Raw genomic sequence first — 14080 nt, 5'->3', positions numbered from 1 at the left:
ATGATCGACCTGAAGTTCCCCGACGGCGCGGTGCGCCAATTCCCGGCCACGGCCACGGCCCGCGACGTCGCCGCCTCCATCTCGCCCAGCCTGGCCAAGCGCGTCGTGCTGGCCGAGCTGAACGGCCAGCAGCGCGACCTGAACCGGCCGCTGGAAGAAGGCGGCGACTTCCGCCTTCTGACCCGTGACGATCCCGAGGCGCTGTACACCATCCGCCACGACACGGCCCACGTCCTGGCCGAGGCGGTGCAGACCCTGTTTCCCGGCACCCAGGTCACCATCGGCCCGGCCATCGAGGACGGCTTCTATTACGACTTCGCCCGCGACGAGCCCTTCTCGACCGACGACTTCGCCGCCATCGAGAAGGAGATGGCCCGCATCATCGACCGCGACGCCAAGTTCGAACGCGAGGTCTGGGACCGGGACGAGGCCATCCGCTTCTTCGAAGCGCGGGGCGAAAAGTTCAAGGCCGAGCTGATCCGCGACCTGCCCGAGACCGAGACCATCACCGTCTACAAACAGGGCGACTGGCTGGACCTGTGCCGGGGGCCGCACTTCCCCTCGACCAAACACGTCGGCAAGGCGTTCAAACTGACCAAGCTGGCCGGCGCCTATTGGCGCGGCGATTCCAAGCGCGAGCAGCTTCAGCGCATCTATGGCACCGCCTGGGCGACCAAGGAGGATCTGGACGCCTATCTGCAGCGGCAGGAAGAGGCCGAGAAGCGCGATCACCGCCGCATCGGCCGGCAGATGGAACTGTTCCATATGCAGGAGGAAGGCCGCGGCATGGTCTTCTGGCACCCCAAGGGCTGGGTGCTGTGGCAGGTGATCGAGGCCTATATGCGCCGCCGCCTGACCAGGGCCGGCTATGTTGAGGTCAAGACGCCCCAGGTTCTGGACCGCAAATTCTGGGAGGCTTCGGGCCACTGGGACAAATACCGCCCCAATATGTTCGTGTGCGAGACGGTCGAGGGCGAGACCCTGTCGCTGAAGCCCATGAACTGCCCCGGCCATGTGCAGATCTTCGACCAGGGCCAGAGATCCTATCGCGAACTGCCGCTGCGCATGGCCGAGTTCGGCGCCTGCCACCGTTATGAGCCGTCGGGTTCGCTGCACGGCCTGATGCGGGTGCGCGGCTTCACCCAGGACGACGCCCACATCTTCTGCCGCGAGGACCAGATCGTCGAGGAGACGGCGGCCTTCATCGAACTGGCGCGCAGCGTCCATGCCGACCTGGGCATGGAAACCGCCTACATCAGCCTGGGCACCCGGCCCGAGGTGCGCGCCGGCACGGACGAATTCTGGGACAAGGCGGAGGCCCTTATGGCCGAGGCGGCCCGCGCCGCCGGGACCGAGCCGGTGGTGACGCCGGGCGACGGCGCCTTCTATGCGCCCAAGCTGGACTTCATCGTCAAGGACGCCATCGGCCGCGAATGGACCTGCGGCACGATCCAGCTGGACTATGTCCTGCCCGAGCGGCTGGGCGCGGAATATGTCGGCGAGGACGGCCAGAAGCACCGGCCGGTCATGCTGCACCGGGCCATCCTGGGGTCGTTCGAACGGTTCATCGGCATCATGATCGAGAACTATGCCGGGGCCTTCCCCCTGTGGCTGGCGCCGACCCAGGCGGTGGTGGCGACCATCACCTCCGACGCCGATCCCTATGCCGAGGCCGTCGCCGGGAAATTCCGCGCCGCCGGCCTGCGGGTCGAGACCGACCTGCGCAACGAGAAGGTCGGCTACAAGGTGCGCGAACACTCCGTCGCCAAGGTTCCGGTCATCGCCGTCGTCGGCCGCAAGGAGGCCGAGGAGGGCAAGGTCGCCATCCGTCGCCTGGGCAACCAGGCGCAGGAGGTGCTGACGATCGAGGAGGCCATCGCCGTCCTGACCGCCGAAGCCACGCCGCCGGATCTTCGGCCCTGACCCTGCCGGCGGAAGGCGGCCTATGAAGACCCACGTCCTGCGCACCGCCACCCTGAACCAGTCGGTGATCGAGGCCGGGACCGGGCCTCTGGTCGTGCTGATCCACGGCTTTCCCGAACTGGGCCTCAGTTGGCGCGCCCAGATCGAGGCCCTGGCCGGGGCCGGCTATCGCGTCGTGGCGCCGGACATGCGGGGCTATGGCGGCACCGACCGGCCGGAGGGCGATGCGGCCTATTCGATCCTGCACCTGGTCGGGGACATGGTCGCCCTGGTCCAGGCCCTGGGCGAGACCCGGGCGGTGGTCGTCGGCCACGACTGGGGCGCACCGGTCGCCTGGCACTGCGCCCTTTTGAGGCCCGACGTCTTCCGCGCCGTCGCCGGGCTGAGCGTGCCGTTCCAGCCGCGGTCGGATCGCGGCCCGCCCATCGCGGCGATGAAGGCCATCACCCGGAAGGCCGGGCTGGGCGACCTCTATATCGCGCGCTTTCAGGAGGCGGCGGCTCAGGCCGAGTTCGACGCCGACCCGGAAACGGCCCTGCGCAAGGTCTTCTGGGCCTATGACGGGGCGCCGACGCCGCGCGCGACAGGGTTCATTCCGCCGGGGCGCAGCCTGCTTCAGACCCTGCCGGACGACGCCCCCCTGCCGCCGTCGATGACGCCCGGGACTTTCGCCCGCTATGTCGAGGCCTTCCGCCGCACCGGCTTCGGCCCGGCCTTCGCCTGGTATCGCTGCCTGGACCTGAACTGGTCGCTGACGGCCTTCGCCCAGGGCCTCGGGATCACCGTCCCGGCCCTGTTCATGGTCGGCGAAACCGACCCGGTGCGCCACTACGCCGGCCGTCACGAGGCCAGTCTGGGGGACTGGGCGCCGGACCTGCGCGGATCGCACATCATCCCCGGTGCCGGCCACTGGTTGCAGCAGGAACGGCCCGAGGCGGTCAATCGCCTGCTGCTGGACTTCCTGTCCGATCTCTGACGGTCGGCGGAGGCCGCCTAGAGCGAATATCTGGGTTCAGTCGATTCCGACTGAACCGAAAATGGTTTAGACCCTCTCGCTGATCTTGATCGCGGCCTTGCAGCCGGCCTTGATGACGGCGCTGAGCAGGCGGTAGGCGGGCGCCTCGCGGCTGCCGTGGGCGATGGCGTGGTCGTGGTGGGCCAGTTCCTCCTGGCGGAACCGCTCCAGCTCGGCGGCCAGGTCGGGATCGCGCTCGGTCAGTTCGGCGACCTGATCGGCATAGTGTTCCTCGATCACGCTCTCGACCGCCTCGGTGCAGGCGTGGGCCGCCTTCTCGCCGATCAGGGCCGTCCCGGCGCCCAGGCCGATGGCCGCGAGACGCCACAGGGGGATCATGGCCGTGGGCCGCACCTGGCGGTCGTTCAGCAGGGCGTCGAAGCGGCTGAGGTGGACCTGTTCCTGGGCCTCCATCTCGGCCATGTCGGCGCTGATGGCGTCACGGCCCTTGCGGCCTTCGAAGACCGCGCGCTGGGCGCGATAGATCTGGACCGCGGCGTATTCCCCGGCGTGATCGACCCGCAGGATCTCGGCCATGCGGCGTCGGCCTTCGCCCCGGCCGGGGCGGGCCAGGCGGGGCGCAGGGGCGGCGGCGGTCGGCTCAGTCGACATGGCGCGGGGCCCTCGCATCCTTGGGCCGTTTGGCGGCCAGCAGGCTGAACACCGCCAGCAAGGCCGAGATCAGGGCGTTCCAGCTGGCCATCGAAAGGCCCAGGAAGCGCCAGACCACGGCGTCGCACATGGCCACGCGCGGGGCGGGCCCCGTGCCCAGCGCCAGGGCGGTCAGGCTGTCCAGGCTGATCCCGCCCGAACCGGCGGCGCAGGCGGCCGGCAGGGACCACCACTTCATCTCGCCTCCGGCGTGGAAGGCGGCGGTGACGGCGCCGGTGGCGAAGACGGCGGCCAGCAGAAAGGCGGCGATGCGCGGCGTCCCCCGGCTGGCGCGGCTGACCAGGGCCCATAGGGTGGCGATCAGGGCGATGACCGCCGCGCCCCAGAAGACCTCGCGCTGCTTGAGGCACAGGTTGCACGGCGCCAGGCCCGCGAACCGTTCGAAGGCGTGGGCGGCGCCCAGCATGGCCAGGGAGGCCGCCAGGGCGAAGGCGGTCCACCAGCGGGTCAGGAGGCGGTAAAGGCCGATCATGGGAAAACCTTTCTAGCCCGGCCTTGCGGCGGCGTCGATCAGGTCAGTGCATCAGCTTCACGGCGGCGAATCCGGCGATGAAGACCGCCAGGCCGATGCAAGCCCACAGGGCCAGGCGTTTCTCCACCATCCGCAGCATGGCCGGGCCCCAGCGCCGCAGGATCCAGGCCTCCAGGAAGAACCGCCCGCCGCGCGTCGCCATCGAGGCCGCCACGAAGACGGCGAAGTTGAAATGGGCCAGGCCGGCGCTGATGGTCACCAGCTTGTAGGGGATCGGCAGCAGCCCCTTGACCAGGATCACCGACAGGCCCCAGCGGTCGAACCAGGCCTCGAACTGGGCCTGACCCTCGGGATTGCCCAGCCAGGTCAGGATGGACTGGCCCACGTCGGACAGGAAATAGCCGATCACATAGCCCAGGATTCCCCCCGCCACCGAGGCGGCGGTGCAGACGGCGGCGTAGAAATAGGCCCGTTCCGGCCGCGCCAGGATCATCGGCGCCAGCATCACGTCGGGCGGAACGGGAAAGACCGAACTTTCGGCGAAGGAGATCACCGCCAGGGTGCGGGTGGCGTGGCGGCTGCGGGCCAGGGAGAAGACCCAGTCGTAAAGTTTGCGGAGCATCGGCGATCCGTGATGGCGTTCAAGGCCTGTAGCAGGGGGCGCAGGCGCGCGCATCCGGCGAAGCGCGCCTGCGACTCCACGAACCTGTCATCGGCCTTGTCTTGGCTTGAGGGCCTCGGATGACTAGGTTCCGCGCCGAAAGGCGGTTCCGGCCGCCCCCAGGATCAGGAGACGCCCCCATGCACGACGCGCCCCAGAACGACGCCGCGGCCCGGCTGGACCAGGAAAACCCGCTGGGCGTCGATGGTTTCGAATTCGTCGAATTCACCGGCCCCGACCCCAAGGCGATGATCGCCCAGCTGGAGCTGATGGGTTTCACCCAGACCCATGTGAACCCCCAAACCGGCGTCGTCCGGCTGAAACAGGGGGACATCTCCTTCCTGGTCCACCGCGCGCCCAAGGGCCAGGCGGCTGACTTCGCCGGCGACCACGGCCCCTCGGCCAATGGCATGGCCTTCCGCACCAACGACGCCAAGGCCGCCTATGAGGGCGCCCTGGCCCGCGGCGCCCGCGCGGCCGAGGGCGCGGCCGGCGGCGCCCTGGGCGGCGATTATCCCTATGTGCTGCAGGGCATCGGCGGCAGCCTGCTGTATGTCGTCGATCAGTACGGCGACGCCGGTTCGCTGTATGACGGCTGGGACGAGATCGAGGGCTGGGAAGAGGCCGAGCGCAAGAACTCCATGGGACTGGAGATCCTGGACCACCTGACCCACAACGTCCGCCGCGGCCAGATGCGCACCTGGTCCAGCTTCTACAACTCGGTCTTCAACTTCGAGGAGCAGAAGTATTTCGACATCAAGGGCAAGGCGACCGGCCTGTTCTCCCAGGCCATGATCGCGCCGGACCGCGCCATCCGCATCCCCCTGAACGAAAGCCAGGACGACAATTCCCAGATCGAGGAATTCATCCGCCGCTACAATGGCGAAGGCATCCAGCACATCGCCCTGACGACCGAGAACATCTATGAGACGGTCGAGGCGATGAAGGCGCGCGGCGTCGCCTTCCAGGACACGATCGAGACCTATTTCGAACTGATCGACAAACGCCTGCCGGGTCACGGCGAGGACGTGGAGCGGATGCGCAGGAACCGCATCCTGATCGACGGTTCGGACGAGGAGGGCCTGCTGCTGCAGATCTTCACCCAGGACATGTTCGGCCCGATCTTCTTCGAGATCATCCAGCGCAAGGGCAACGAGGGCTTCGGCAACGGCAATTTCCAGGCCCTGTTCGATTCCATCGAGCTGGACCAGATCCGCCGCGGCGTCATCAAGGTCGACGCCTGAGGATGCGGCCGCCGCACTGGCTGCCCTGGCTGGGGCCGGTCGCGGCCGCCGCGGCCGGGGCCCTGGCGGGCGAATACTGGCTGGGGGGCGGCTTCTGGACGGTTCTGGCCGCCGCCCTGGTCTGCGGTTTCGCCCCCATCGTCGCCTATCGCGTCTGGAAGCGCCTGCATCACAGGCGGTGACAGCCCGCGATCAGGCCTCGACCAGTTCCATCCGTCGTTCGACCCGTTCCAGCCGCTGGTCGAAATTGTCCATCCGCCGATTCAGGCTGTTCACATTCGCTTCCAGCGAAGTCAGCCGCACCTTGATGTGGTGCATGTCTTCCTTGAGGTTGGCCATATCGGTATCCAGGCGCGTCAGCTGCGCCTGGATCTTCTGGAGCATCGGCACGACGATGTCGGTGACCTCGGACATAGGGGAAGAATAGTCGAAAATGCGCGAACGGACAATGAACATCGGCATCGCCCTGACCTTGATGCTCGCCTCCCCCGCCATCGCCCAGGAGCCGCCGACCTGGTCCCTGGCCATTCACGGCGGGGCGGGCGTCATCGAGCGGACCGATCTGACGCCGGATCAGGACGCCGCCTATCGCGACGGGCTGAACCGGGCGCTGGAGGCCGGGGCGGCCGTGCTGCGCGACGGCGGCTCGGCCCTGGACGCGGTTCAGGCCGCCATTGAGGTGATGGAGGACAACCCCCTGTTCAACGCCGGGCGCGGCGCCGTCTTCACCGCCGCCGGCCGGAACGAACTGGACGCCGCCGTCATGGACGGGACCGACCTGAACGCCGGTTCGGTCGCCGGCCTGACCCGAACCCGCCACCCCATCGCCGCCGCCCGCGCCGTCATGGAGCGTTCGCCGCACGTCATGCTGGCCGGAGAGGGCGCCGACGCCTTCGCCGAGTCCGCCGGTCTGGAACAGGTGAATCCGTCCTGGTTCTTCACCGAGCGCCGCTGGCAGGGGCTGGAGCGCACCCTGCGCGAGCGCGGCGATCCGATCCCGCCCCGCCCGGTCGATCCCGTCCCGACCTTCATCCTGCCGCCCGGCGCCATGGCCGAGGCCGCTCCGCCGCTGAACGAGCGCAAATACGGCACGGTCGGCGCCGTGGCCCGGGACGGCCAGGGTCGGCTGGCGGCCGGCACCTCCACCGGAGGCACCTCGGGCAAGCGCTGGGGCCGGATCGGCGACGCCCCGGTGATCGGGGCCGGCACCTATGCCTCGAACGCCGACGGCTGCGCGGTGTCGGCCACCGGCACGGGCGAATATTTCATCCGTTCGACCGTCGCCCGCGACATCTGCATCCGCACGCGCGACGGCGCCACGGCCCAGGCGGCGGCCGAGGCCGAGATCGCCGACGTGGGGGGCATCGGCGGCGACGGCGGGGTCATCGTCATGGGCCTCGACGGGGCGGTCGCCTTCGCCATGAACACCTCGGGCATGTATCGCGGCCGCGTCGCCGCCGACCGGCCCGCCGCCGTCGCCATCTATGGCGACGAGTCCCTGGACGAATGAGCGACGACGAACTGGCCGCGATGGCCCGGGAGGAACTGGCCGCCGCCTGCGCCCTGCCCTTCGCCGAGATCCTGAAGATCACCCCCTGGGGCGACAGCTTCGTCGGTTTCGCCCCCTCGGGGCGGGAGGTGGAGGTCGAGCGCCGCTACCTCTGGGCCCACGCCCCGGCCGGCGCCGTCTCGGTCGAGGTGGAGGTGCGCGACATGGCCGCCCGCGCCGGGGCCGAGGCGCGGCGCGTGCTGAGCCGTTAACCTTTTCCTTGCGGCAGCCGCCGCGCCGGGCAAGATGGCCGGGCAGAGGGAGGGCCGCATGGGCGTGCCAGTGAATGGAGCGGACTTCGGCGCGGACCGGGCTTTCGAGCCGGCCGGTCCCGATCTCGTCTTCAGCCTGCCGCCGATGATGCTGGCGGCCCTGGTCGTGCTGGGCCTGGCCCTGTTCGCCCTGGGCTGGTTCCTGAACGAGGCCCGGTCGCCCCGGCGCGCGGACGCGGCCGACGCCATCTGGAAGGCCGTCGACGACGCCCTGAAGGCGGCCATGAAGGCGGACGGCGCCGGCCTGGCGGGCAAGGCCGAGGATCTGCGAAAGGTGCTGTCGAAACGGCTCGGCGCCACCCTGAAACTGGCGGGCGGCCTCGGCGACCTGGTTCAGGGCCTGGACCGCGCCCTGGACGGAGAGCGCCACGACCCGCACGGCAACGACCATCATCCTCATCGTCAGGGGCACGGCGATGAGCATCATGGGCATGGCGATCACCAACCCCATGACGACCCTGCTCAGGCCAGCGCCGCACCCGGGCCGGTGACCCAGGTCACCATCATCAACGGCGCGCCCGGGCGTGACGAGAAGGGCGGACATGACGACCACAACGGGCCCCACACGCCGTCGCCTCTGAGCCCGCGTGAACGCGACCATGCCCTGCGCCTGGCCGTGGCCGATCTGAACGAGCACTGGCGGCACAAGGCCGAACGGATCGGCGAACTGCGCGCCGCCCATCGCGAACTGTCGGCCGACTGAGGTTTCCCTTATCGCTGAAACCGCCTAAGCCGAAGTCATGAAACTCGCCTCGCTCAAGCACGGCCGCGACGGCCGCCTGGTGGTCGTCTCCGACGACCTGAACTGGTTCACCGACGCCTTCCTGATCGCCCCGACCCTGCAGGCGGCCCTGGACGACTGGGACCGGTGCGAGCCGCGCCTGCGCGCCCTGGCTGAAAGCCTGGAGCATGAGGCCGTGCCGCGCGGCCGCTTCCACGAACGCGACGCCGCCGCCCCCCTGCCCCGCGCCTATCAATGGGCCGACGGCTCGGCCTATGTGAACCACGTCGAACTGGTGCGGAAGGCGCGCGGGGCCGAGATGCCCGAAAGTTTCTGGACCGACCCGCTGATGTATCAGGGCGGATCGGACTCCATGCTGGGGCCGCGCGACGACATCCCCCTGGCCGACGAGGCCTGGGGCTGCGACCTGGAGGCCGAGATTGTCGTTGTCACCGGCGACACGCCCCAGGGCGTCACGCGCGAACAGGCGCTGGACCACATCCGCCTGGTCGGCCTGGTCAACGATGTCAGCCTTCGCAACCTGATCCCCAACGAGCTGGCCAAGGGGTTCGGCTTCGTCCAGTCCAAGCCCGCCAGCGCCCTGTCGCCGGTCCTGGTCACCCCCGACGCCCTGGGCGACCGCTGGAAGGACGGCAAGCTGTCCGGCGCCCTGAACGTCCAGGTGAACGGTCAGGATTTCGGCCGCGCCGAAGCCGGGGTGGACATGACCTTCTGTTTCGGAACCCTGATCGCCCACCTGGCCAAGACCCGGTCCCTGGGGGCCGGTTCGGTCATCGGCTCGGGCACGGTGTCGAACCGCGACGCCGACGGCGGACCCGGCCGTCCGGTGGCCGATGGCGGCCTGGGCTACAGCTGCATCGCCGAGGTGCGGATGGTCGAGACCCTCCTGCACGGCAAGCCGGAGACCCCCTTCCTGAAGCACGGCGACACCGTCCGCATCGAGATGCTGGACGACCGCCATCACTCCATCTTCGGCGCCATCGACCAGACGGTGCGGCCCGTCTAGGTTCGGGCGGAATTCAGCCGGCTGGAGACGGGCATGGAGCCGCAGCAGTATATTCCCCTGGGCGCCGTGGCGGTGATGCTGCCTCTGGTGCTGTTGCGCAATCGCCGGCCGCGCACCCTGCGACCGCAGTGGATGTGGGTCGCGCCGGCGATCATCGTGCCCCTGATGGGCCTGGCCATATGGGGAACCTCGATGCAGCCGGGGGTCGCCCATGCGTCGTTCGGGCCCCTGGATTGGCTGATCCTGGCCATGGGCCTGGTCCTGGGCGCCGCCGCCGGCTGGCAGCGCGGCCGGATGATGACCATCGAGAAACATTCCGATGGCGCCTTGAAGGCCCAGGCCTCGCCCCTGGGCCTGATCCTGATCGTCCTGCTGCTGTTCGGGCGGCGCGCCCTGGGCGCCTGGCTGGAGCCGCACGCCGCCTCCCTGGGCCTCAGCGCCATCGCCGTGGCCGACGCCTTCCTGCTCTTCGTGGCGGCGATGATCGTGCTGCAGAGAATCGAGATGTATGTGCGGGCGCGCCGTATTCTGGCCGGCGGTTCGGACGCCCATGTGGAATCCGCGGCCTGAGCCCTGGCCGGCGCGATTGACCCGGCGCGCGCCGCCGCTAGATTGCGCCGCCTTCGATCGCCGGATGCGGGCGTGGCGAAATGGTAGACGCAGCGGATTCAAAATCCGCCGTTGAAAGACGTGTCGGTTCGAGTCCGACCGCCCGCACCATCGGTCGAAGTCCTCATGCTGTCCGGGTCGGGGCGGCCGCCGCCACCAGGGCCATCCGCATGGCGTCCAGGGTCGCCTCTATCGCCACCAGGGTCGAGGCGTGGCGGGCGGGATAATCCGCGACCTGTTTCAGGATCCGCAAGCCCTCGAAACGGCCCTCGGGTCCTTCGCCGCCGGATTTCAGCATGGCCTGCATGGCGTCGCGGGCGGCCTGGATATCCGCCATGTCGGCCCCGATCACCGACTGGCCCAGCACCCCGGCGGCCGCCTGGCCCAGGGCGCAGGCCTTGACGTCCTGGGCGAAGGCGGCGACCCGGCCCTGGGCGTCCAGCACCACATCGACCACGGCGCGCGATCCGCACAGCTTGGCGGTCCTTTCGCCCGTGCCCTGAGGCGATTCCAATCGGCCGGCGTGCGGCAGGTTGGCCGCTAGCGACAGGATGCGGGCGCTGTAGAGGTCGTCGATCATGGCCCCTAGATAGGGCGGTCGGGCCGTCGCGGCGAGGCGCCGACGTCTATTGCAGTGAAGACCAGGTCCGGGCGGCCTCGGCGCCTGCGCCCGTCGTCGGGGAGGCGGCGGCCATGCGGGCGGCAAACCACTGCAGGTTCCGGTCGGCGGCTTCGGGCGGCAGGTCGCGGCGCAGGATCTGTTCGGCCTCGGCCGTCTTGCCCTGAAGCCCAAGCACCATGGCCAGGTTCAGCCGGGTCTTGAGCGTCGCGTCCGGTCGCGAGGCCGCGCGGCGCAGCAGAACCTCCGCCGACCCGGCGTCGCCCGAGGCGGCCAGGGCCATGGCGGCGTTGGTCAGTATGGCGGGGTTGTCGGGTGACAGGCGCAGGCCCTCGTTCCAGGCGGCGCGGGCGTCGTCGGTCCGCCGCACCTGCTGATAGGCCACGCCCAGCAGGGACAGGGGCCGCCAGTCGTTCGGGGCCAGGGCGCGCGCCTTCTCCAGGGCGGCGACGCCATAGAAGGCCTGGCCGCGCGCGATATGGCCCCGGCCCAGCATCATCAGGGCCTCGACATTGTCAGGCTGGAGCACCAGCAGCCGCTCGGCCGCCTGGACCGCCTGGTCGTTGGCGCCCATGTCCAGCAGGGCCTGGGCCAGCTTGACCCCCGCCTCGGCGTCGGCGGGGTTGATCTCCTGCTGACCGGCCCAGAAGGCCGAGCGCGACAGGGGGTCCATCCGGTCGTAGGCGGCCCGCTCCTGGGCCCCGGCCGGGGTGCGGGGCGCGGGCGCGGGCGTGTTCGTCCCCGGAGTTTGGGCGGACGTCGTCTGGGCCCAGGCGGCCTGGGCGCCCAGGTTCAAGGCGACGGTCAGTCCGGCGACGGTTGCGAGACGAAGAGCGGTGCGCGACATGAGGGGGCGATCCTGACGATCCGGCGGTCGCATCGAGAATCGCCGGGCCGCGTCAATCACTGGTTAACGACCTGCACGGTCCGGAAGGCTGTCCATGAGCGCCCTGCACCCCGCCCTGATCCCCGCCGATGCGGCTGAGGCCGCGACCGCCATTCCCGTCCGCTTCATCGGCCCCGAGGCCGCGCCGGACGCCGGCTGGGCCGCCCTGAACGGGTTCGCGGGGAAGCCCGGCCAGTGGACCCTGGTTCCGGGGGCGGACGGGGCGCTGGACCATGTGCTGGTCGGGCGGGGCGATCGCTTCGATCCCTTCTCGGCGCGGGCCCTGGCCGGCCGGCTGCCAACCGGGATCTATCGGCTGGACCTGGACGGCGCCGAGGCCGAGCGCGCGGCCCTGGCCTTCGCCCTGGGGACCTATGTCTTCGATCGCTACAAGGACCGGTCCGACCGCCCGCGCCCGCGCCTGGTCGCGCCCCCCGGCCTGGACCTGGAGGAGACGGCCCGCATCGTCGCGGCCTGCGACCTGGGGCGCGAGATGATCGACACCCCGGCGGCCGACATGGGGCCGCTGCAGATCGAGACCATCGCCCGCGAGATCGCCGAGGCGCACGGGGCCGCCTTCACCGTCACCACCGGCGACGCCCTGCTGGAAGCGAACTATCCGGCCGTCCACGCCGTCGGTCGCGCCGCCGCCCCGCACCGCGCGCCGCGGCTGATCGAGATCGGCTGGAACCTGGACCGCACGGATGCGCCCTTGGTCGCCCTGGTCGGCAAGGGGGTGGTGTTCGACACCGGCGGACTGGACCTGAAGGCCGCCGCCGGCATGCGGCTGATGAAGAAGGACATGGGCGGGGCCGCCCACGCCCTGGCCCTGGCCCGGCTGGTGATGCAGGCGGACCTGCCGGTGCGGCTGGTGGTGCTGGTCGCGGCGGTCGAGAACGCGGTGTCGGGCGACGCCTTCCGGCCCGGCGACATCCTGAACAGCCGCAAGGGCCTGACCATCGAGGTCGGCAATACCGACGCCGAAGGCCGGCTGATCCTGGCCGACGCCCTGGCGCGGGCGGGCGAACATACGCCGGAGCTGACGCTGGATTACGCCACCCTGACCGGGGCCGCGCGGATCGCCCTGGGGCCGGAATTGCCGCCGCTCTATACCGATGACGAGGCCCTGGCCGAAGGGCTGCTGGCGGCCGGGCGGGAGGTGGGCGACCCCCTGTGGCGGATGCCCCTGTGGCCCGGCTATCGATCTTCGCTGGACAGCGAGATCGCCGATGTGAGGAACGATTCCGCCGCCTGGGCCCAGGCGGGCTCCATCACCGCGGCCCTGTTCCTGCAGAGGTTCGCGCCGCAGACCGGGGCCTGGGCGCACATGGACGTCTTCGGCTGGAACCCCAAGGCCGCGCCCGGCCGGCCCGAGGGCGCCGAGGTCTATGGCGTGCGCGCCGCCTATCGCTATCTGAAGGCCCGCTACGCCTGTTAACGCGACTCTAGGGCCTGTCGTGCAAGGTGGCGGCTCAACCGGACCGCCGACGTCTTGACCGACCTCTCCGCCCTGATCCCGCCCCGCGCCCTGGCGCGTCCCGACCTGGCCGAACAGGCGGTCGAGGGACTGGTGCGCGCGGCCGCCTATCGCCCCACCGACGCCTTCCAGCTGGTCAGTCCCAGCGCCGAGCTGCGCGATGGGCCCGAGGCGACGGCGCGTCGGGTCAGTGAACTGGTTTTCGGCGAAGCGTTCGACGTGCTGGAAAGCCGGGGTCCGCGCGCCTGGGGCCGCGCCCGCCGCGACGGGGCCATCGGCTGGATCGACCGCGCGGCCCTGGGTCCCGTGGCCGCCCCCGACGCCCGCATCGCCCTGCCGCGCACCCCTGCACGCCGCAGCGCCTCGGCCGAGGCCGAGGTCGTCGCCGTCCTGCCGTGGAACGCCCTGGTCCAGACCGGCGGCCGCCGCGACGGCTTCGTTCAGGTGGTCGGCGCGGGCTGGGTGGCGCAAGACGCGGTCGCGCCCTTCGGCGATTTCGATCCCGACCCGGCCACGGCGGCCGAGCGGCTGCTGGGCACGCCCCACGCCCTGGGCGGGCGCACGGATCGGGCCACGGACTGCAGCGGCCTGGTGCAGCAGGCCCTGACCGCCTGCGGCCTGGCCGGCGGCCGCTACGCGCCGGACCAGGCCCAACTGGGCCGGGCGGTTCGCGACGCGGAGGCGAGACGCGGCGACCTGGTCATCTGGCTCAAGCCCGATCTGGACGTCTGGGGCGGCCATTCGGCCATCGTCCATGACGCCGGACATCTGGTCCACGCCACGGGGGCCGCCCGGTCGGTGGTGATGGAGTCTTTCGCGGCGGCAGCCGACCGTTACGCCGCCGAGGGTTTCGATGCGCCGGTGTTCCGCCGGGTCTGACGCGTCTCCACCGCCTCGTGCGCGACCTCTGCTAGCGCGACGCGAAGGATCGTG

At 70.5% G+C, this 14080-nt stretch carries 17 protein-coding genes and 1 tRNA gene; 12 read left to right on the top strand and 6 right to left on the bottom strand.

Annotated elements, in window-relative coordinates; all coding sequences use genetic code 11:
• Positions 1-1923 carry a threonine--tRNA ligase gene (gene thrS, locus KF910_RS04710; RefSeq protein ID WP_292259158.1) on the top strand — a complete coding sequence of 641 codons (1923 nt, stop codon included), beginning with the start codon at positions 1-3 and terminating at the stop codon, positions 1921-1923.
• A 22-nt stretch (positions 1924-1945) separates the two neighbouring features.
• Entirely contained in the window at positions 1946-2899 is a 954-nt protein-coding gene (locus KF910_RS04705) for an alpha/beta fold hydrolase (protein WP_292259157.1), read from the top strand.
• Positions 2900-2965: 66 nt separating this feature from the next.
• Here KF910_RS04705 and KF910_RS04700 read toward each other — a convergent pair whose 3' ends face one another.
• From KF910_RS04700 to KF910_RS04690, 3 genes are read right to left on the bottom strand one after another with little or no spacing between them, the layout of a single operon-like run.
• Positions 2966-3550, bottom strand: a complete 585-nt coding sequence (locus KF910_RS04700; protein WP_292259155.1) for a demethoxyubiquinone hydroxylase family protein — start codon at positions 3548-3550, stop codon at positions 2966-2968.
• Complete coding sequence (locus KF910_RS04695; RefSeq protein WP_292259153.1) at positions 3540-4082, bottom strand: disulfide bond formation protein B; 543 nt, start codon at positions 4080-4082, stop codon at positions 3540-3542. The genes KF910_RS04700 and KF910_RS04695 overlap by 11 nt, the downstream gene beginning before the upstream one ends.
• 43 nt (positions 4083-4125) lie before the next feature.
• Entirely contained in the window at positions 4126-4704 is a 579-nt protein-coding gene (locus KF910_RS04690; RefSeq protein WP_292259151.1) for a YqaA family protein, read from the bottom strand.
• A 179-nt stretch (positions 4705-4883) separates the two neighbouring features.
• Here KF910_RS04690 and hppD point away from each other — a divergent pair, with 179 nt between their 5' ends.
• Positions 4884-5987, top strand: coding sequence for a 4-hydroxyphenylpyruvate dioxygenase (gene hppD, locus KF910_RS04685; RefSeq protein ID WP_292259149.1), 1104 nt, complete (start codon positions 4884-4886; stop codon positions 5985-5987).
• Between the two features lie 2 nt (positions 5988-5989).
• Positions 5990-6169 (top strand): hypothetical protein, encoded by a 180-nt coding sequence (locus KF910_RS04680; protein WP_292259147.1) that lies wholly within the window; start codon positions 5990-5992, stop codon positions 6167-6169.
• A 10-nt stretch (positions 6170-6179) separates the two neighbouring features.
• Here KF910_RS04680 and KF910_RS04675 read toward each other — a convergent pair whose 3' ends face one another.
• Positions 6180-6401, bottom strand: a complete 222-nt coding sequence (locus KF910_RS04675; protein WP_292259146.1) for a hypothetical protein — start codon at positions 6399-6401, stop codon at positions 6180-6182.
• Between the two features lie 19 nt (positions 6402-6420).
• On the opposite strand from KF910_RS04675, the gene KF910_RS04670 reads away from it, so the two are divergent.
• The 6 genes from KF910_RS04670 to KF910_RS04645 all read left to right on the top strand — a co-directional run bounded on the left by KF910_RS04670 (position 6421) and on the right by KF910_RS04645 (position 10276).
• On the top strand, positions 6421-7497 hold the full coding sequence (locus tag KF910_RS04670) for an isoaspartyl peptidase/L-asparaginase family protein (protein WP_292259144.1): 1077 nt from the start codon (positions 6421-6423) through the stop codon (positions 7495-7497).
• Positions 7494-7748, top strand: coding sequence for a hypothetical protein (locus tag KF910_RS04665; RefSeq protein ID WP_292259142.1), 255 nt, complete (start codon positions 7494-7496; stop codon positions 7746-7748). The genes KF910_RS04670 and KF910_RS04665 overlap by 4 nt, the downstream gene beginning before the upstream one ends.
• Positions 7749-7806: 58 nt before the next feature.
• A complete protein-coding gene (locus tag KF910_RS04660) occupies positions 7807-8511 on the top strand; it encodes a hypothetical protein (RefSeq protein ID WP_292259140.1) in 705 nt (234 codons plus the stop codon).
• A gap of 37 nt (positions 8512-8548) precedes the next feature.
• Complete coding sequence (locus tag KF910_RS04655) at positions 8549-9556, top strand: fumarylacetoacetate hydrolase family protein (protein ID WP_292259138.1); 1008 nt, start codon at positions 8549-8551, stop codon at positions 9554-9556.
• Between the two features lie 33 nt (positions 9557-9589).
• A complete protein-coding gene (locus tag KF910_RS04650) occupies positions 9590-10126 on the top strand; it encodes a CcdC protein domain-containing protein (RefSeq protein WP_292259136.1) in 537 nt (178 codons plus the stop codon).
• Positions 10127-10192: 66 nt separating this feature from the next.
• Positions 10193-10276: transfer RNA gene (locus tag KF910_RS04645), tRNA-Leu, on the top strand.
• Positions 10277-10289: 13 nt separating this feature from the next.
• On the opposite strand, the gene KF910_RS04640 is transcribed toward KF910_RS04645, so the two are convergent.
• Both KF910_RS04640 and KF910_RS04635 read right to left on the bottom strand, forming a co-directional pair.
• Positions 10290-10745, bottom strand: a complete 456-nt coding sequence (locus KF910_RS04640; RefSeq protein ID WP_292259134.1) for an iron-sulfur cluster assembly scaffold protein — start codon at positions 10743-10745, stop codon at positions 10290-10292.
• Between the two features lie 46 nt (positions 10746-10791).
• Positions 10792-11631: a tetratricopeptide repeat protein gene (locus KF910_RS04635; protein WP_292259131.1), complete on the bottom strand. Its 840-nt coding sequence runs from the start codon at positions 11629-11631 to the stop codon at positions 10792-10794.
• Positions 11632-11725: 94 nt separating this feature from the next.
• Between KF910_RS04635 and KF910_RS04630 the strand changes: the two genes are divergently transcribed.
• On the top strand, positions 11726-13108 hold the full coding sequence (locus KF910_RS04630) for a leucyl aminopeptidase family protein (RefSeq protein ID WP_292259129.1): 1383 nt from the start codon (positions 11726-11728) through the stop codon (positions 13106-13108).
• A 54-nt stretch (positions 13109-13162) separates the two neighbouring features.
• Complete coding sequence (locus KF910_RS04625) at positions 13163-14026, top strand: NlpC/P60 family protein (protein ID WP_292259127.1); 864 nt, start codon at positions 13163-13165, stop codon at positions 14024-14026.
• The last annotated feature ends 54 nt before the right edge of the window (positions 14027-14080 follow it).

It is taken from the genome of Brevundimonas sp. (assembly GCF_019636155.1).
Lineage (GTDB): Bacteria > Pseudomonadota > Alphaproteobacteria > Caulobacterales > Caulobacteraceae > Brevundimonas.
This window is presented reverse-complemented; position numbering and strand designations above follow the sequence as displayed.